This is a genomic window from Micromonospora sp. NPDC049523 (assembly GCF_040676775.1).
Lineage (GTDB): Bacteria > Actinomycetota > Actinomycetes > Mycobacteriales > Micromonosporaceae > Micromonospora_G.
This window is the reverse complement of the sequence record NZ_JBFAPP010000021.1, coordinates 114,656-132,689: the sequence shown is the minus strand read 5'-3', so window position 1 is coordinate 132,689 and position 18,034 is coordinate 114,656. Positions and strand designations below refer to the sequence as shown.

General features: G+C 71.1%; 19 protein-coding genes, 1 tRNA gene and 1 pseudogene. 16 read left to right on the top strand and 5 right to left on the bottom strand.

All coding sequences use genetic code 11. The features are described from left to right. Positions 1-77 precede the first annotated feature (77 nt). The 5 genes from AB0J90_RS28005 to AB0J90_RS27985 all read left to right on the top strand — a co-directional run bounded on the left by AB0J90_RS28005 (position 78) and on the right by AB0J90_RS27985 (position 3,192). On the top strand, positions 78-599 hold the full coding sequence (locus AB0J90_RS28005; protein ID WP_363600791.1) for a hypothetical protein: 522 nt from the start codon (positions 78-80) through the stop codon (positions 597-599). A gap of 145 nt (positions 600-744) precedes the next feature. Continuing rightward, the gene (locus AB0J90_RS28000; protein ID WP_363600789.1) at positions 745-1,218 is read left to right on the top strand and encodes a MarR family transcriptional regulator; all 474 of its coding nucleotides are present in this window, start codon (positions 745-747) and stop codon (positions 1,216-1,218) included. Between the two features lie 104 nt (positions 1,219-1,322). Continuing rightward, complete coding sequence (locus AB0J90_RS27995; RefSeq protein ID WP_326556106.1) at positions 1,323-1,595, top strand: hypothetical protein; 273 nt, start codon at positions 1,323-1,325, stop codon at positions 1,593-1,595. Positions 1,596-1,709: 114 nt separating this feature from the next. Beyond that, complete coding sequence (locus AB0J90_RS27990; protein ID WP_363600787.1) at positions 1,710-2,561, top strand: FkbM family methyltransferase; 852 nt, start codon at positions 1,710-1,712, stop codon at positions 2,559-2,561. 43 nt (positions 2,562-2,604) lie between these two features. Continuing rightward, positions 2,605-3,192, top strand: a complete 588-nt coding sequence (locus AB0J90_RS27985; protein WP_363600785.1) for an NUDIX domain-containing protein — start codon at positions 2,605-2,607, stop codon at positions 3,190-3,192. A 21-nt stretch (positions 3,193-3,213) separates the two neighbouring features. On the opposite strand, the gene AB0J90_RS27980 is transcribed toward AB0J90_RS27985, so the two are convergent. Then, a tRNA-Arg gene (locus AB0J90_RS27980) sits at positions 3,214-3,289 on the bottom strand. A 101-nt stretch (positions 3,290-3,390) separates the two neighbouring features. On the opposite strand from AB0J90_RS27980, the pseudogene AB0J90_RS27975 reads away from it, so the two are divergent. Then, positions 3,391-3,774: pseudogene (locus AB0J90_RS27975) on the top strand (DUF1444 family protein); the annotation flags it as partial. A 682-nt stretch (positions 3,775-4,456) separates the two neighbouring features. On the opposite strand, the gene AB0J90_RS27970 reads toward AB0J90_RS27975, so the two are convergent. Beyond that, positions 4,457-5,572, bottom strand: coding sequence for an alpha/beta hydrolase (locus AB0J90_RS27970; protein ID WP_363600783.1), 1,116 nt, complete (start codon positions 5,570-5,572; stop codon positions 4,457-4,459). Positions 5,573-5,751: 179 nt separating this feature from the next. Between AB0J90_RS27970 and ssb the strand changes: the two genes are divergently transcribed. Beyond that, positions 5,752-6,582: a single-stranded DNA-binding protein gene (ssb, locus tag AB0J90_RS27965; RefSeq protein WP_363600781.1), complete on the top strand. Its 831-nt coding sequence runs from the start codon at positions 5,752-5,754 to the stop codon at positions 6,580-6,582. A 133-nt stretch (positions 6,583-6,715) separates the two neighbouring features. Here ssb and AB0J90_RS27960 read toward each other — a convergent pair whose 3' ends face one another. Then, on the bottom strand, positions 6,716-7,501 hold the full coding sequence (locus AB0J90_RS27960) for a class I SAM-dependent methyltransferase (protein WP_363600779.1): 786 nt from the start codon (positions 7,499-7,501) through the stop codon (positions 6,716-6,718). 47 nt (positions 7,502-7,548) lie between these two features. On the opposite strand from AB0J90_RS27960, the gene AB0J90_RS27955 reads away from it, so the two are divergent. Further along, positions 7,549-8,106, top strand: a complete 558-nt coding sequence (locus AB0J90_RS27955) for an XRE family transcriptional regulator (protein ID WP_363600777.1) — start codon at positions 7,549-7,551, stop codon at positions 8,104-8,106. Between the two features lie 55 nt (positions 8,107-8,161). Here the strand turns inward: AB0J90_RS27955 and AB0J90_RS27950 are convergent, their stop codons facing one another. Next, on the bottom strand, positions 8,162-9,049 hold the full coding sequence (locus AB0J90_RS27950; protein WP_363600775.1) for an NmrA/HSCARG family protein: 888 nt from the start codon (positions 9,047-9,049) through the stop codon (positions 8,162-8,164). A gap of 193 nt (positions 9,050-9,242) precedes the next feature. Between AB0J90_RS27950 and AB0J90_RS27945 the strand changes: the two genes are divergently transcribed. After that, positions 9,243-9,683, top strand: a complete 441-nt coding sequence (locus AB0J90_RS27945) for a MarR family transcriptional regulator (protein WP_363600773.1) — start codon at positions 9,243-9,245, stop codon at positions 9,681-9,683. Positions 9,684-9,711: 28 nt separating this feature from the next. On the opposite strand, the gene AB0J90_RS27940 is transcribed toward AB0J90_RS27945, so the two are convergent. Next, positions 9,712-10,335, bottom strand: coding sequence for a TetR/AcrR family transcriptional regulator (locus AB0J90_RS27940; protein ID WP_363600771.1), 624 nt, complete (start codon positions 10,333-10,335; stop codon positions 9,712-9,714). Positions 10,336-10,447: 112 nt separating this feature from the next. Between AB0J90_RS27940 and AB0J90_RS27935 the strand changes: the two genes are divergently transcribed. From AB0J90_RS27935 to AB0J90_RS27905, 7 genes are all read left to right on the top strand, one after another. Continuing rightward, the gene (locus AB0J90_RS27935) at positions 10,448-10,825 is read left to right on the top strand and encodes a DUF4267 domain-containing protein (protein ID WP_363600769.1); all 378 of its coding nucleotides are present in this window, start codon (positions 10,448-10,450) and stop codon (positions 10,823-10,825) included. A gap of 51 nt (positions 10,826-10,876) precedes the next feature. Next, a complete protein-coding gene (locus AB0J90_RS27930) occupies positions 10,877-11,794 on the top strand; it encodes an NAD(P)-dependent oxidoreductase (protein WP_363600835.1) in 918 nt (305 codons plus the stop codon). Positions 11,795-12,032: 238 nt separating this feature from the next. Then, a complete protein-coding gene (locus tag AB0J90_RS27925; protein WP_363600767.1) occupies positions 12,033-13,022 on the top strand; it encodes a cobalamin biosynthesis protein in 990 nt (329 codons plus the stop codon). Beyond that, entirely contained in the window at positions 13,019-14,602 is a 1,584-nt protein-coding gene (locus AB0J90_RS27920) for a cobyric acid synthase (protein WP_363600765.1), read from the top strand. The genes AB0J90_RS27925 and AB0J90_RS27920 overlap by 4 nt, the downstream gene beginning before the upstream one ends. 149 nt (positions 14,603-14,751) lie before the next feature. Next, the gene (locus tag AB0J90_RS27915) at positions 14,752-15,372 is read left to right on the top strand and encodes a hypothetical protein (protein ID WP_363600833.1); all 621 of its coding nucleotides are present in this window, start codon (positions 14,752-14,754) and stop codon (positions 15,370-15,372) included. Between the two features lie 85 nt (positions 15,373-15,457). After that, positions 15,458-16,612, top strand: coding sequence for a M48 family metallopeptidase (locus tag AB0J90_RS27910; RefSeq protein ID WP_363600763.1), 1,155 nt, complete (start codon positions 15,458-15,460; stop codon positions 16,610-16,612). 21 nt (positions 16,613-16,633) lie between these two features. Continuing rightward, positions 16,634-18,001: a dipeptidase gene (locus AB0J90_RS27905; RefSeq protein ID WP_363600761.1), complete on the top strand. Its 1,368-nt coding sequence runs from the start codon at positions 16,634-16,636 to the stop codon at positions 17,999-18,001. The last annotated feature ends 33 nt before the right edge of the window (positions 18,002-18,034 follow it).

Below are 18,034 nucleotides of genomic sequence, written 5' to 3'. Positions count from 1 at the left end.
CCCCGTCGTTCGCACACCTGTCGGGTAACTTCGTCTTCTGGCCCTGGCAGTACCCCCGGACAGGAGAAGTTTCGCGCATGGGTAGAAAGACCGTTCACGTCTCCGACTTCAGTGGCAAGGTCCTCCAGTCCGACGACGAGGTGGTTCGCGTCGTCGTCCTGGAACACCCCGACCTGGTGGCCGGACCCGTGCAGTTGGAGGCCAGGTCGGTCGAGGTGGAGAGCATCGACGACGCGTCGCTGGACGTCGCCGTCGTCGAGATCTACGACAGCCACGGAGGCGGTGAGCCGCGCCGGGTGGTGCTCACCGCCAGCGAGTTCGACGCGCTGGCGACCGACGTACCGATGGCGCAGTTGCTCAAGACGGCGGAACGGATCAAGCCGGCGCGGGCGGCCAAGAAGACCGCCGCCGACCGGCTCGACTACGCCACGCTGGAGCACGCGGGCAAGCCGCACCGGGGCAAGACCACCGAGGAAGAGGCGCAACTCGTCCGCGAGCACCTGGACGAGATCAACAAGCGGCTGGCCGACGAGGGCATTCGGCAGATCGACCCGGCCGACCCCGAGCACGCCGCCCGGTACGGCTTCCCGGTCCAGTAACCATCCGCACGACAGCACACCGCCGGCCGGGTATCCGTACCCGTCCGGCGGTGTGGTGTCGGTGCCCTGGTCAGCCCCGGTAGCCTTCGCCCCGACATCGGTGGCACCGGGCAACGGGACCGGGCGAGCGAGCGGGGAGACGACGATGGACGACGGGCAGGAACCGATCGACCCGCTCGCACTGGAGCGGCAGGTCTGTTTCGCGCTCTCCGTCGCGTCCCGCAACGTGGTGGCGCTCTACCGGCCGTTGCTGGAACCGATGGGACTCACCCACCCGCAATACCTGGTGATGCTGGCGCTGTGGCAGACCACGCCGTTGTCGGTCAAGGCGCTCAGCCAGCTTTTGCAGCTCGACCCCGGCACGCTGTCACCACTGCTGAAGCGGTTGGAGGCGAACGGCCTGATCCGGCGGCACCGGGATCCGCAGGACGAACGGGCGCTTGCCGTGGTGTTGACCGAGTCCGGGCGGGCGCTGCGGGCGCAGGCCGAGCTGATTCCGCCCGCGGTGGTCGAACGACTCGGCATGGAACTCGACGAGTTGCAGCGGCTGCACGGGTCCCTGACCCGGCTGATCGCCGCCACCCAGGGCGTCGGCGACGCCGGCACGACCGAGGACTGACCGGCCGCCGGGGATCACACTCCCGCCCCTTGCCCGGCCAGTAGTTGGTGTGCAAACTATTGGCGTACCAAATATTGGGTCTTGGCGGCGGGAGTGTGGTTGACGTGGGTGGATCCGGGTCGAAACGATCGTTCTTCGGGCGGGTGGCCGGGCAGGACCGGATGTTCGACTTCCTGTTCAAGATCCTCGGGCCGCCGACGGTGGAGAACGCGGTCCAGGGCACCACCGCCGAGGCCCGCGAAGGCTGGAAGCGGGACCTCGCCGCACGCAAGCGGTACAGCGCCGAACAGCGGGCCAAGCGCGAGGAACGCCGACGGGGGAGCCGCTCCTCGACCCCCTTCCACACCCCGGCCGAGCCGGCGAAGCCGATCGACTGACCGCCTTCCGCTCGGCCTGCGACTGATCGATTCACGACACCGCGTCACCTTCCCGCTACCTGTCTCGTTGCGGTGAGGGCGCCGTACTCCGTGCGCGTGATTCGAGTTGCAGGCTTGAGCAGCAAGGAGGCGGGCGTGGCCACCTTCCGGTCGGTCCTACGACAGGCGTTCCACATCTCCGGCGGGCAGCGGGTACGCATCGTCGCGCAGCGTACGGCGCTGCGGGCGAGGTCCGGCGCGTTCCGCAACGAGATCGGCGTACGCATGCACGCCGATCCCACCGACATCCGAGGTGTGCTCCTCGCGATGTACCACGGCAACCTCGACCGGAGCGCGGTTGCCACCTGGCGCCGGCTGGCCGAGGAACTCCGCCCCACCGTCGCGCTGGACATCGGCGCCAACTACGGCGAGGTCGCCTTCTCCACCCGCTACCACCAGCGGCTACGTCAACTGCACCTGGTCGAGCCGAACCCCGCGGTGCTCCACCGGCTGCGCGAGACCGTACGGCACAGCGGCGCGGACTATCCGGACATCGTGCTGCACGAGGGTGCGGCCAGCGACGCGTCCGGGACCGCGCGGCTGAACTTCCACAAGCACTCCGGGGTCTCCTCGTTGCGTCTGCCGAGCGACCGCGGTGTGTCCGTGGACTGTTTCCGGCTGGACGAACGGATCGTCCTCGACCCCGACGACTCGCTGTTGTTCAAGATCGACGTCGAGGGGCACGAACTGGCGGCGCTGGAGGGGATGGCCGGACTGCTGCGCGGACGCGCCGTCGCCGGGATCTGCGAGGTGATGCACGCCGACGACGAACTGCTGGTTTTCCTCTGCGACCACTTCGCGGTCAACGTCATCCGGGCCGGCGTGGAGCACCCCGTCGACATCCACGCGCTCCGGGACACCATCACGCAGGCGCGCGCCACCGGCTGGGCGGGCCTGAGCAAGGACGTGGTGCTCCGGTCCCGGTAGGTTTCCGGCAGACGATCCGCTCCGAGCAGGCAGGGGTACGCCGATGATCGACCTGGCCGAGGTGCACGCGACCATCGAGGCATACCTCGACCGGTACGGCACCGAGCGGGACCGGCTCGCCCCGCTGCTGGCCGGGCTCGACGCGCGTACGGCGATCCTGTCCCGGTCGACCTTCACCGGCCACCTCACCTGCTCCGCCGTGCTGCTCAACCGCGACTGGCAGGCACTGCACATCCGGCACAACGTGCTCGGCCGCTGGCTCTGCCCCGGCGGGCACCTGGAGCCGGACGACACCAGCCTGCTCGGCGCCGCGCTGCGCGAGGTCGAAGAGGAAACCGGCATCGGGGCGAGTGCCCTGGTCGTCCTGGAACGGTTCCCGGTCGACATCGGCGTGCACCGGTTCCCGGCGAACCCGGCCAGGGGTGAACCCGAACACTGGCACTTCGACCTGCGGTACGCCTTCACAGTCGCCGAACCGCCGCACCTGAGGCTCCAGGCCGACGAGGTCAGCGGATCCGCCTGGCTGCCGATCGAGCCCGGAGCTCTCGCCGAGAAACTGCAACCACTGCGACACCGCGTCGCCGGGACCGGCCCGGTCACCGCCCCGCTCGCCGCCCCGCTCCGTCAATAACCGCTCTGAGCTGCTGTTATGTGGTGCGCCCGGTAGGGATCGAACCTACGACCTTGGGATTAGAAGTCCCCTGCTCTATCCGCTGAGCTACGAGCGCCTGCTGTATTACGCGCGCGAGAAGGGTACCCGCGCTGCCGGACGAGTGTCCGGCTGGACGGGGGGTCGCCGGCCCGGCCAGCACATACTAGGTTTTCACGGGTGCAGGTGACGAGCACCCAGTTTTTGCCGCTGCTTGTGTCGACTGCTGACGAGCAGGTCGGCGGAGACACGCTGCTCGACGAGTTCTCCGACGACATCGGCATCGCCTACTCGTTCGGCCCACCGTACGGTGAACGCCTGGTTACCTGGGCGGACCTGGAGCGGAGCGGGGTCGGACGGCGGGCCCTTCGGCGTACCGCGATGCAGCACCTCGACCTGGCGATGAACCGGCTGCGGATCTCCGGCCAGCCGCCCGCGCTGCTGCTCTCCTTCGACGGCCTGGAGTCCAGCGTGATGCTGGTCGACGAGTTCTGGGACGACCTCCAGCAGTCCGTTCCCGGCGAACTGGTCATCGGTGTGCCGGCCCGGGACGTGGTGATCGTCACTGGCTCCCAGTCCCGGCCCGGACGGGAGAAGGCCCGGCGGGCGGTGGACCGGGTCTTCTTCGCCGGTGACCCGCACCCGCTCAGCCGTGACCTGCTGGTCTGGCGGCAGGGGATGTGGCTGCCGTTCCACCCGGCCGCGCCCGCGGCGAGCCCGGCCCGTCGGGTGGGCCAGCAGCCGACCTGGCCGCCGCCGGTCCGCCCAGTGTCCGGTTCGCCAGCGGAACGGCCGGGGCTGCGCCGAGGCCCGGAACAGCCGGCTCCGCAGCCGCAGGCAGAGCAGCCGGTCTCCCGCCCGGTTTCGCGTCCACCCGTCGACCGGCCCGGGCCGCGGCGGGGTGGGGGTCGGCCGGGTTCGTGGCGGACCGGCGAGCAACGGGCATTGCGCTCAACCGAGGACCGAGACCAGCCACCGGGTCGGCCGGCGTACGAGGAACGGCCCCAGCCGCCGGACCGACGGGTGTACGAGGAGCGGCCGCAACCTCCGGAACGGCGTGTCTACGAGGAGCGGCCCCCGGCGCCGGAACGGCGAGCGTACGAGGAGCGGCCGCAACCTCCGGAACGGCGGGCGTACGACGATCTGCCCCCGGCGCCGGAACGGCGGGCGTACGAGGATCTGCCTCAGGCGCCGGACCGGCGTGGGTATGACGGGCAGGATCGGCGGGCGTACCAGGTGCCGGGACCTACGGGGTACCGGGAGCCCGGCCGGCCGCCGTACCAGCCGGCGGTGGAGCAGCAGCCGGAGCCTGCGCCGTACCGGGCGCCGGAGGGGCAGGAATGGACGCAGCCGCCGGAGCCGGATGAGGAGTCGGGGCCGGTGGTGCGCTGGTCGGATTCTCCGCAGCCGGGGGAGTTCGGTCGAGGAAGGCGCCGACCCACCGATCCAACTCGGTGAACACCTGCTCGCGTACGGCCGGGCCGGACAGGGTCAGGTCGTGCAGGCCGCCGTCGAACCGGACCAGGGTCACGTGTCGCCCCAGCATCGGCGCCCAGCGGGCCATGTCCGCCACGTTGAGCACGGAGTCGGCGAGCGTCGCCGACTCGTGCCAGGTCCCGCTCCGGTAGCTCCGCGTCGAGGAGGCGAGCAGCACCGGTACGGAGATCGCCAGCCCGCGCTGCACCTGCCGCTGGGCGCGACGGATCGCCGCCAGCCAACCCGCGCGGACCGGGAAACCGCCGAGCGGCTTCCAGGTCAGGTCGTAGGTCCACTCGCCCCGGTGCTCGGTGTGCAGGCTCTGGCCGTACACCGGGGACAGACCGAGCGGGATGACCAGGTACGGCATCCGCCGGGCCAACTGGGCGACGGCCGCGGCGAGCGGTCTGCGGGCCAGCCACGGGGCGTTGAGGTCGAAGAACGGGCTGTTGAGGAACAACCCGTCGACGAGCGGGGTGTCGCGCCTCGCGTGTGTCCAGAGTGCCGCGAGCAGGCCGCCGGTCGAGTGTCCGTTGACCAGGAGGGTGTGGTTGCCGTCCTGCTCACGGATGATGTCGGCGGCGGCGTCGAGTTCGGGGAAGTACTCGGTCAGGTCGCGGCAGAAGTTGGGCGTCTGGTGCGGGAGCAGGCTGCGGCCGTACTTGCGCAGGTCGAGCGCGTAGAAGTCCCAGCCACGTTCGACGAAGAAGTCGGCCAGGTGTGCCTGGAAGAAGTAGTCCGCGAACCCGTGCAGGTAGAGCACCGCGCGACCGGTGGGCCGCTCGGCTCGACGCCGGACCAGCGTGGCCCGTACCGGGCCCTCGTCGTCGTGCCCGAGATCGATCGTCTGGCTCTCGTACGCTGCGCCGAGCAGATCCGGTTCCACGGGCATGACGTTATCTCGACATAGCACATTCGCGCTTGATCAGGGCTTTATCCACCGGTCGCCGGGTTGTCCACAGCTCGCGTCCGGACGGTGGCGCGACGGCTGCCGTGTTGCCAGTCTCGACGGCGAGTCGACTCGAAGCCATTCATCTGATCCATCGTGATTGCTACGGAGAGAGAATGTTCGACACCTATGTAACGATCGTGGGCAATGTGCTCACCGCCCCGGAGTGGCGGCGTACCACCCAGAGCGGCACGCTGGTGACCAACTTCAAGGTCGCCTCGACCGCCCGCCGGCTCGACCGGGAGAGCGGACGCTGGGTCGACGGCAACAGCCTGCGGGTCAGGGTGAACTGCTGGCGCAAGCTCGCCGAGGGCGTCGCCTCCTCGGTGATGACCGGCGACCCGGTCATCGTGGTCGGGCGGATGTACACCCGGGACTGGGTCGACGACGCCGGTAACCACCGCACCATGTACGAGATGGAGGCGGTTGCCGTCGGTCACGACCTGTCCCGGGGCCGGGGCCGGTTCGCCCGCAACCGCCCGACCATGACCACCAGTTCGATCGAGGACGCCGAGGCCGAGCAGCGGGTGCAGGGCGAGGAGACCGAACCGGTCCCGAACGCCCAGGCACCGGCCCTGCCCGACGCCCGCCCGCTGGACGACGAGCCCGGTTACGCACCCGTACCGGTCTCCCCGGCGCCCGGCTACCCGTCCGACCCGGGCTACGGCGCGGGTACGGACTACGAGCGGTTCCTCACGCTCCGCGACGAACTGCCGGACCTCCCGCCGGCCGACGACCCGACCGGTCTGCCGCTGGAAGAGGCGTCCGCCAGCGATCCGGGTGACGACGACCGGTCGGCCGGGTCGAACAGGGACGGGTTCCCGGGTATGGACCTGTCCCGTGACGAACCGGCGGTGGAGCCGGAGGCCGACAACCCGGAGGCCGACAACGGCGTGGGGAGCGGGCGCGGTCGGCGCGGGCGCAGTCGGGTGCCCGTACCGGCCTGATCGGGGCGGCACGTCGGCGGTGGGGTGTGTGGGCACCGGACGGGTGCTCGCCGCCCCACCCCTTCGGACGGAGGTCAGACCGACCGCGGCCGGCCAACCGTGTGCTGGCCGGCCGTCCGGCGTTCATCAAGGGCTAGCGGCGGGCCAGCCAGACTGTCCGCTCGGTGCGTACGCTGAGATCGTCACGGCCGCCCAGGCCAGCGACAACCTTGTCCAGGGCGGCGAGATCGGACGCCGACAGCCGCTCCTGGAGCCCGTGGCGCATCCGGAGCAGGGAGACCTCGGCGTAGCGCGCGGCGGCTGCGGGCAGGGGCGGCCGGAGGTCGATGTCGAAGTGTCGCTCGGTCACCGCCGTGAATCCGGCCTGGCTGATCCGCTCGCCCCAGTTCTCGTGCATGTGCAGGCCCGCCTCGTGCCGCCGTTTCGCCGCCTCGGCGTGACCGCGCTCCTCCACGTCCTCGTCGGGCGTGCCGGCCAGGAAGTGCGGGAACGAGTCCAGTTCGGCGATCACCAGCAGCCCGCCGGGCCGCAGCGCGCCGTACGCCGATGCGAGCGCGTGGCCGGGGTCGGCCATGTGGTGCATCGAGGCGGCGGCCCAGATCACGTCGGTCGGTCCGAGGTCGGGCCAGGGCTGGTCGAGGTCGGCCTCGACGGTACGGATCCGCCCACCCAGCCCGGCGGCGTCGGCCCGGCTGCGCAGGTGGGCCAGCATCTCCGGGGACACGTCGACCGCGGTGACCTCGGATCCGGGCAGCTCCCGGGCGAGGGCGAGTGAGCCGGTGCCGCTGCCGGCGCCGATGTCGACGATGCGGGGCCGGTCGGCGGCCTCGCGGCCGACCCAGCCGATCAGGTCGCGATGGTATTCGTGCAGGACCTCGGCGTCTAGGTCGAGCATTTCGATCAGGTGGTCGTGTGCCATGCGTCGACGGTAGCCGCGTACTGCGCTTTCGGCATAGTGTCTTGCGTATGAAGCAAGACAAGGACCTGGAGGCCCTGGTTCGGCAGCGGATCCGTGGCCTGCGGGTGGCCCGAGGCTGGTCGCTGGACGAACTGGCCAGCCGCTGCCTGCTCAGCCCGTCCACGCTCAGCCGGATCGAGACCGGTCACCGGCGGATCGCCCTGGACCAGCTTGCCGCGCTCGCCCGCGCGCTGGACACCACGCTTGATCAACTGGTCGAGTCGGACGCCGACGACGACGTGGTGATCCGCCCGTACTGCAACGAGGAGCGCGGCATCACCACCTGGCTGCTGTCCCGGGACAGCAATCAGACCGTCGCCAAGATGCGGGTCACCCGCGAGGTGCCGGAAGAGCTGCGGGTGCATCCGGGGCGTGACTGGCTCACCGTGCTCTCCGGCACGATTCTGCTGCGCCTCGGCGAGCGGACGATCCTGGTCGGGGCGAACGAGGCGGCCGAGTTCTCCTGCATGGTCCCGCACGCGTTCGGCGCGTACGGCGGGCCGGCCGAGATCCTCTGCATCCTCGACCACGAGGGTGAACGCAGCCACCTGGGCCCCGAGCACTGAGCCGATCTCGACCGGGCACCGAGGTCCCTGGTCCTGCCCCGCTACGACGCGGTTGTCACCGGCCCGGGGTCGGCAGCGTCCAGTCGCCGGAGCGGAGCCACGTGGGCAGGTCCCACGCACTCGGCGCGATCGCTTTCACCGCTCCGATGTCGGCCCGGTAGGCCGGCGTCTCTGCGAACCAGCGGAACATCGCCTGCATATCCGGATTGTCTCCGAGTACCTGCAGGGGTAGGGCTTCATACCGTGCTGGGAGCCCGGCGTACTCGCCGAACGCGGCGGCGATCTGGCTGCCGGTGCGCTCGTCGCCGGCGATCTCGATGGCGCCGTCAGGCGCCTTCGCGGCCCCGAGCAGGAACGAGGCACTGATCTGGCCGATGTCCCGGACGGCAATCAGTTGTAGCGGGATGTGATCGGGCAGCGGCATACGCAGCACGATCTCGCCGTTCTCGACGCTCGGCCCCATATACGTGAAGTTGTCCATGAAGGCGACCGGGCGGACCAACGTCGCCCGCAGGCCGGACTGTTGGAGGTGCTCCTCCACGCGGCGCTTCGACTCGAAGTGCGGCACGCCCGAGTCACGTTCAGCTCCGCCGACCGAGCTGAACACGACGTGCGGCACGGCCGCCGCGGCCGCCGCGTCGACGAGGTTGATGCCCTGCCGCGTCTCGCGCTCGATGTCGGCGAGGGTGTGGCCCCCGGGGGTGGTCATGAAGAAGAAGGCGTCCACCCCCTGGAGCGCGCCCGACAGCGATGTGGCGTCGCCGATCTCGACTCGCGCGAGTTCGACTCCGCGATCGGCGAGCGCCTGCGCCCGGTCAGACTCCGGGCTGCGAACGAGGGCGCGTACGTGCGCACCGCGGGACAGGATCGAGTCGATGACCGATCCGCCCTGTTTGCCCGTGCCGCCGAAGACGGCGATCGTGCCAGCTGGCTGTGTGTCCATGAGTCCTTCTCTCTTCGCGCGCCCGTGCCGAAATCGTGGAGGGCGCTCGTCCCGGTACTCGGTGACGGGCGGCTCCGTCGATCGTCGCCATCGGCGATCCCGGCGATAGTTCCTGCCGTGAACTAAAAGTAGTTCCTGACGTGAACTTTCGCAAGGTAAGCTGACACACAGCGAAGGAAGGATGGGTGCGCCGGTGGCAGAGAACGACGGCTTCGGAAACAACCTTGTCTGGCTGTCCGTCCTGGTGCAGCGTCGATACGCGCAGATCTGCGCCGACCACGACCTCACCTCGGTCCAGGCCACCCTCCTGTGCGCGATCAAGGACCAGCCGCGAGGCATGGGCGAACTCGCACAGCTGCTCGGCGTTGCCAAGAATGCCCTCAGTGGCCTTGTCGAGCGCATCGAACGTCGCGGGCTCGTGCAGAGGGAAACACTCCAGCGCGACCGGCGGGCGGTCACACTCAGCACCACCGCGCTCGGGGAGGAGATCGTCGGCGCGCTCTACGCCGACGTCGCCAAACGCATGCCCGAGATCACCAGTGCACTGCCCCCCGACGAGCAACACCAGCTCGCCGACGCCGTCGCCCGAATCACCGCAGCCGCCCACCTGACGGCACTGCCCGTACCCCACTGACTTCTCTGGCCTGCCGTGACCGGCGTCGTCAGGCTGGAAGGGGCCCAGTCGTGGCTCTGCTGCCCTTGGGCGCCCCGTTGGGGGTGTCGGCGATCTGGGTAACGAGGAAATCGAGCCGTTCTTCCTGGCCGTCCGCAGGGATGCGACCGCTGTCGGACAGGACGGCCATGCCGTGCAACGCGCTCCAGGTGACTTCGGCGAATAGTTCGCGCCGCTCGTTGTCCGGACGGAAGCAGCTGACGAACTCGTCGAAGGCGGCCCGTAGCGGGGGTGGTGTCTCGGTGCTCGCGAACTTCAGATCGGTGGGCATGACGAACATGGCCTGGTACAGGGCGGGCCGCTCGGTCGCGAACTCCAGGTAGGCGCGGCAGAGGGCGCGCAGGGCCTGCCCCGGCTCGGGGGCCGCCTGTCGCGCGCCGCGCAGGTGGGCGGCGAGTTCGCCGAAGCCGTCCAGGGCGACCGCGCTCACGATGGCGTCCTTGCCGTTGAAGTGGCTGTACAGCACCGGCTGGCTGTACTCGACGCGTTCGGCCAGCCGGCGCGTCGTCACTGCCTCCCAGCCTTCGGCTTCCGCGAGTTCCCGCGCAGCGGTGACGATCAGCTGATGGCGGTGGGCGCGCTCACGTTCACGGCGCTCGTTGATCGCAGACATGACTACATCCTAGCGCCACTAGACATCCTGTCGAGGCTAGAGCTATCGTCGCTATCACCACTAGCGCCGCTAGAAATCGCTGCGGTGTCGCTGTCGAGAGGGGTTCCAAGCCATGCTCATCAACGTCGCCAGCGTGCTCGCCGGACTGATCGGTGCGGGCATCATCTTCGTCGGCGCACGCGCCTTATGGGCACCGCAGGCCGCAGCTGGTTTCGGCATCCCCGGCACACGGACCGAGGACCCGAACTTCCGATCCTGGCTATCCGTCAAGGCCGTACGCGACATCGCCTCGGGGCTGTTCATCTTCATCCTGCTGGCTGGAGCGACACCCCACCTGTTGGGCTGGTTCATGCTCGCCGCCACCGGCATACCCCTCGGCGACGCGCTGATCGTGCTGCGCAGCAAGGGGCCCAGGGCGGCCGTCTACGGCGTCCACGGGGCCACCGCCGTGGTGATGCTGGCGATCAGCGTGATCCTGCTCGTCGGGTAACCGCTCGGGACCCGTTATGACGGCCCGGGCAGGCCAACATCGTGCGATTGGCTGCGGCCACTGCGCCGGTTGCTCCGTAACGTTCACCGGGTGACTGTGGGATTTCTCGGCCTCGGGATCATGGGCCAACCGATGGCACTCAACCTGGCTCGTGCCGGCGTCGACCTGGTCGTATGGAACCGCACCCCGGACCGGAGCCGGCCCCTGCGTGCGGCCGGCTCCGCCGTGGCCGGCAGCCCGGAAGAGGTCTTCACGAAGGCCGAGACCGTGATCGTCATGCTGGCGAACGGCGCCGCGATCGACCATGTGCTGGGCCGGGGCACCGACAGTCTCGCCCGGCAGGTGGCCGGGCGGACGGTGGTGCACATGGGCACCACCGAGCCCGAGTATTCGCGTGGACTCGCCGCCGACATCCGGGCCGCGGGTGGGGCGTACGTGGAGGCGCCGGTCTCCGGGTCGCGCGGGCCCGCCGAGGCCGGCCGCCTGGTCGCCATGCTGGCCGGCGACGAACCGGACCTCGAACACGTGGCGACCCTGCTGCGTCCCATGTGCCACGAGATCCTGCGGTGCGGCCCGGTTCCCGGTGCGCTGCTGATGAAGCTGGCCGTCAACACGTTCCTGATCAGCATGGTGACCGGGTTGGCCGAGGCGTTCCACTTCGCCGAGCGGCACGGGCTGGACCGGGCGACACTGCTGACGGCAGTCGACGCCGGACCGATGGCGAGCACGGTTTCCCGTACGAAGGGCCGCAAGCTGCTCGATCGCGACTTCGAGGTGCAGGCCTCGATCCGCGACGTGCTCTACAACAACAGGCTGATCGTCCAAGCCGCCGAACAGGCCGGCATCGCCTCCCCCCTACTCGACGTCTGCCAGACCCTCTACACCGCGACAGCCGAAGCCGGACACGCCGCCAAAGACATGGCCGCAGTCCTCCACGCCCTCGAAACCCTTCCCCGCACCCCCGGGTAGCGCGACGATCTTGCACTTGTGGTGGCATGCAAATCCGGATGAATGCCCTATCCTGGGCGCCACAAGTGCAAGATCGTCGAGGAGATCGGTGGGGCGCCCCGTCGCGTCGGGCCTGGGGCGACTTACTAGGCTGCCGGCCGGGGGGGTGGTCGGGGTGCGGGCGACGGCGATCGATCGTGGGAGCGGGCGGCGGGGCACTAGGGCGCCCGGGGGCAGCGTGCGCGCGAGGGGGTCATGGGTGGGCAGCGGCACCGCCAACGCGGCCGGGCTCGCCGCCGGCTACGCCCTCGACGCGCTGCTCGGTGACCCCCGCCGGCTGCACCCGGTCGCCGGATTCGGGCAGGCCGCCGCCGCCCTGGAACGCCGGCTCTACCAGCCGAACCGCTCGGCCGGTACGGCGTACGCGGCGTTGGCGGTGGGCGTACCCGTGCTTGTCGCGGTGGCCGCCGCGACCGCCACCCGGCACCGGCCGGTGGCCCGCGCGGCCCTGGTCGCGGCCGGCACCTGGACCGTGCTCGGCGGGCAGACCCTGCGGCACGAGGCGAAGGTGATGGGCAAGACGCTGCGCAAGGGCGACCTGCCGGCGGCCCGGGAGCGGCTCAGCCACCTCTGCGGGCGGGACCCGTCGGCGCTGGACGAAGGCGAACTGGCCCGCGCCACCGTCGAGTCGGTCGCGGAGAACACCTCCGACGCCGTGGTCGCGCCGCTGGTCTGGGGCGCCGTCGCCGGCCTGCCCGGACTGATCGGCTACCGGGCGGTCAACACCCTGGACGCGATGGTGGGGCACCGCTCGCCCCGCTACGAGCGCTTCGGCACCGCCGCCGCCCGCCTCGACGACCTGCTCAACCTGGTGCCCTCCCGGCTGACCGCGCTGCTCACCATCGCCGCCGCACCCTCCGTACGCGGGGACCGGGCACGGGCCTGGCGGGTCTGGCGCCGGGACCGCAACGACCACCCCAGCCCCAACGCCGGGCAGTGCGAGTCCGCGATGGCCGGTGCGCTCGGCGTACGCCTCGGCGGGCGCAACGTCTACTTCGGGCGCTCCGAGGTGCGGCCCTTCCTCGGTGACGGCCCACGGCCCGAGGCGCGGCACATCCGTCGGGCGGCCAAGCTCTCCGGCAGCGTCGGGCTCGGTGCGCTCGGCGTCGCCGTGGCGTACGCGATCACCGCCCGACCCCGACGGGCCGTGCTGCGTGGTCTCGGGCGGACGCTGCGGAGGCGGGGATGAGCGGCGGGCTGCTCGTCGCCGGCACCACCTCGGACGCGGGCAAGAGCGTGCTGACCGCTGGCATCTGCCGGTGGCTGCGCCGCCAGGGGGTCAACGTCGCCCCGTTCAAGGCGCAGAACATGTCCAACAACTCGGCCGTGGTGGTCGGGCCGGACGGTCGGGGCGGGGAGATCGGCCGGGCCCAGGCCATGCAGGCGGCCGCCTGCGGGCTCCCGCCCGATCTGCGGTTCAACCCGGTGCTGCTGAAGCCCGGCAGCGACCTGTCCAGTCAGGTCGTCCTGCTCGGTGAGGCGCTGCGCGAGCCGGACGGGGGCGCCGCCGAGCGGGCCGGGACCGCCTCGATCACGGCGACGAACTTCCGGGCGCTGCGGCCCCGGCTGGCCCGGACCGCCTTCGCCGCCCTGGCCGAACTGCGTGCCGAGTACGACGTGGTGATCTGCGAGGGCGCCGGCAGCCCCGCCGAGATCAACCTGCGGGACACCGACTACGTCAACATGGGCCTGGCCCGGCACGCCGCACTTCCCACCATCGTGGTAGCCGACATCGACCGGGGCGGGGTCTTCGCCTCGCTGTTCGGCACCGTCGCCCTGCTCGACCCGGCCGACCAGGCACTCGTCGCCGGGTTCGTGATCAACAAGTTCCGGGGGGACCTCGGACTCCTCCAGCCCGGCATCGACATGCTCGGTCGGGTCACCGGCCGCCCCACGTACGGGGTGCTGCCCTGGGACCGTGACCTGTGGCTCGACGCCGAGGACTCGCTCGCGTACGACCGGCTGCTCGGTCGGCCGGCACCACCGCGCGGCACCGAATGGCTGGACGTGGCGGTGATCCGGCTGCCCCGGATTTCCAACGCCACCGACCTGGAAGCGCTCGCCACCGAACCCGGCGTACGGGTCCGGCTCACCGTCGAGCCGAGCGAGGTCGCCGCCGCCGACCTGGTGGTGCTGCCCGGCACCAAGTCGACCGTGGACGACCTGGCGTGGCTGCGGCGTACCGGCCTGGCCGACGCGGTGCTCGCGCACGCCGGAGCCGGCCGGCCGTTGCTCGGCATCTGCGGCGGCTTCCAGATGCTCTCCCGAGCCATCCACGACGAGGTGGAGAGCCGGCGCGGGACGGTAGACGGGCTCGACCTGCTCCCCATCGAGGTCGCCTTCGACCCGCGCAAGACGGTGACGCGATCGGTGGGCACGGCCTACGGCTCGCTCCCGGTGCACGGCTACGAGATCCACCACGGGTACGTCTCCAGCGCCGACCCTGACCTGCCGCCGCTGCTCACGTACGACGACGGGCGGGCGGAGGGGGCGAGCGTCGGCGCGGTGCTCGGCACCCACTGGCACGGCGCGTTCGAGTCGGACGGGTTCCGCCGCCGGTTCCTGGCCGAGGCGGCGCGGTTGGCCGGTCGGCACGGCTTCGAGGTCGCGCCGGACACCTCCTTCGCCGCCGCCCGGAAACGTACCCTCGACCTGCTCGGTGACCTGGTCGAGGAACACCTCGACACGGACGCGCTATGGCGCCTGGTCGAGAGCGGCCCACCCGCCGACCTCCCCTTCATCCCACCCGGCGCCCCCGCAACCGCCTGACCTCCCCACCCCCACCCCACCCTGCCCCGAGCCTGCAAATTCACTGGAAGAGTGGTTATCCGGCCGTGAATAGCCACTCATTCAGTGAAATAGCGGTGCCTGAGGGCGGTGGGCGGGTGGAGACGTACGTCGGACTCGGCCGGCAAATCATGGGGCGGCCGGCGCGTCTTGGGCGTACCCGGTTGGTGGCGGTCGACGGGCCGAGCGGCGCGGGCAAGACCCTGTTCGCCGATCGCCTCGCGGCGGCGCTGGCCGGTGACGGAGGTTCAGCGGTGCCGGTGGTGCACACCGACGACCTGCTGGCCGGCTGGGACGACCAGCTCACCTTCTGGCCCAGACTCGACGAGTGGGTGCTCGAACCGCTGCGCGCCGGTCGGACCGGTCACTACCGCCGCTACAGCTGGGTACGCGAGGAGTTCACCCCCCGCTGGGTCGCCGTGCCACCCGCGCCGGTGGTGGTCCTCGAAGGGGTGAGCAGTGCCCGGTTCGGCATCGCGCCCGAGTTGACCCTGTCGGTGTTCGTGACCGCGTCGCCACGGCTGCGGCTGGACCGGGCGCTACGCCGGGACGGGGCGGAACTGCTGCCGTACCTGATCCGGTGGCGGCAGGGCGAGCGCCGGCACTTCCGCGCGGACGCCACCGCCGAACGCGCCGACCTGGTGGTCGACGGCGCCCCCGACCAGCCGACGTCCACCGGATCCGGCGACCCGGCGGGGACGACCGGCGGGGCAGCGTACGACCCGGAAATCAACTACGTTCGATTGGCTTGACTGGCATGTCCGGCCCATGGACGGCAACGGACCGCTGCGGCACGATCGCAGGGTAGGACGAGGGACTGCGGACGGGGAGCCCACGATGACTTCAGCCGGCGAGGGCGCTGCGGGCGCCCCGGCCCGTACCCGGGTGGTGCTGACCGGGATCAGCTCACGGGCCTGGGAGCATCCCGCCGACCGAGGTGCGCTCACCGCCCTGCGGGAACTGCGCGGCTTCGACGAGGTGATCCGGTCGTTCTTCGGGATGTGGAACGAGCGCGGCTTTCGCCTCTCCCACCTGGCCACCGGCATCCGGGTCGACCACCGCCAGTACCCCAGGGTCTACCAGCGGTACGCCGAGGCGGCGAGCGCGCTCGACGTGCTCGAACTGCCCGAGCTGTACGTGACCCAGTCGCCGTGGCTGAACGCCGAGGCGATCGGGTTGGACCGCCCGTTCATCACCCTCAGCTCCGCCTGCGTACAGCAGCTCGACGACGACGAGTTGCGCTGCCTGCTCGGCCACGAACTCGGCCACGTCGGCAGTGGGCACGCGGTCTACAAGACCATCCTGTCGATCCTCACCCGCTGGGCGGCGAGCCTGAGCTGGCTGCCGGTCGGGGCGATCGCCCTGCGCGCGATCATCGCGGCGATGCTCGAATGGTGGCGCAAGGCGGAACTGTCCGGCGACCGGGCCGGTCTGCTCGCCGGTCAGGATCCGGGCGCCGCGCTGCGGCTGCTGATGAAGATGGCCGGTGGCGGGGACCTGTCGCAGATCGACACCACCGCCTTCCTGGAGCAGGCGGCCGAGTACGACGGCGGCGGCGACCTGCGGGACAGCTTCCACAAGATCAGGATGACCGCGTGGAGCACCCATCCGGTGCCGGTGGCGCGGGCGGCCCAGCTTCGGCACTGGATCGACTCCGGCGCGTACGGCCGGGTGCTCGCCGGTGAGTACCCGCGGCGGGCGGACGACCAGGACGCGTCGGTGACCGAAGAGGTCCGGGCGGCGGCCGACTCCTACCGGGAGGCGTTCGGCCGCAGCCAGGATCCGCTGGTCGGGCTCTTGCGCCGGCTCGGCGACGGTGCCACCGACCTGGGTGACTGGGTCGGCGGCGGCGCCGGCCGGGCCCGTTCCTGGATGGGGGCCGCCGGCGAGGCTGCCGCCCGCGCCGCCGGACGCCCGCGCCGGGGCACGGGGACCGATGCCACCGGGGGGACCGAGAACGGTTCTGCGGGCTCGGGGAGCAGCGGGCCGTAAGGTCGGCCTACGATTCCGGTCATGACCAGACCGATCTTCACCGAGGCCGGGTTGCGGGCCGCGATCGAGCGGGAGCTGCCGGGCGTCCGGGCCGACCTCGAGCGCCTCGTCCGGATCCCCGGCATCGCGTTCGACGGCTTCGACCACGCACACGTGGAACGTTCCGCCGAGGCCGTCGCCGAACTCCTGCGGGCCTGCTCGCTCGACGTAAAAATCGTGCGCTCCGGTGGGCAGCCGGCGGTCATCGGTCGGCGGGCCGCGCCGCCCGGTGCGCCGACCGCACTGCTCTACGCCCACCACGACGTCCAGCCCGTCGGCGACCTGAGCCTGTGGGAGAGCGACCCGTTCGAGCCGGTGGAGCGCGACGGGCGGCTATACGGCCGGGGCGCGGCCGACGACAAGGCCGGCATCATGGCGCACATCGCCGCGCTGCGCGCGTTCGGCGACGACCTGCCGGTGGGCGTGGTGCTGTTCATCGAGGGCGAGGAGGAGTTCGGCTCCGACTCGTTGGAGCAACTCCTCCGGGAACACCGCGACGAGATCGCCTCCGACGTGATCGTGATCGCCGACTCCGGCAACTGGGACATCGGCGTACCGGCGCTCACCACGTCGCTGCGCGGCATCGTGAACTGTTTCGTCGAGATCCGTACGCTCGACCACGCCGTACACAGCGGCATGTTCGGCGGTGCGGTCCCGGACGCGCTGACCGCGTTGACCCGGCTACTCGCCACGCTGCACGACGACGCGGGCGACGTGGCGGTGGACGGGCTGGTCAGCCGGGTCGGCGCGACCGTCGACTACCCGGAGGACCGGCTGCGGGCCGAGTCCGGCCTGTCCGACGGTGTCACCTTCATCGGCACCGGGCGGCTCACCGACCGGATCTGGACCAAGCCGGCGCTGGCCATCCTGGCCATCGACGCGCCGCCGACCGTCGGTGCGCCCAACGCCCTGGTCCCGGCCGCGAAGGCCAAGCTGAGCGTACGGCTGGCGCCGGGCGACGACCCGAAGCAGGCGTACGCCGCACTGCGCGGGCACCTGGAGAAGCACGCCCCGTGGGGCACCACGGCCGTGGTCACGTTCGAGCACGACGGCGAGCCGTGCGTGATCGACGCGACCGGGCCGTACTTCGACGCGGCGCGGGGCGCCTTCGAGTCGGCCTGGGACGGCGTCCAGCCGGTCGACATCGGTGTCGGTGGTTCGATCCCGTTCATCGCCACCTTCCAGGAGATGTTCCCGCAGGCGGCGATCCTGGTGACCGGGGTGGAGGACCCGCACGCGCGGGCGCACGGGCCGAACGAGAGCCTGCACCTCGGCGAGTTCGCGCGGGTCTGCCTGGCCGAGACGCTGCTGCTGGCCAAGGTCGCCGAGGCGGCCGCCGCGGCGGGCTGATCGCCATCGGGAAGACGACGTGGGCCGTGGTCG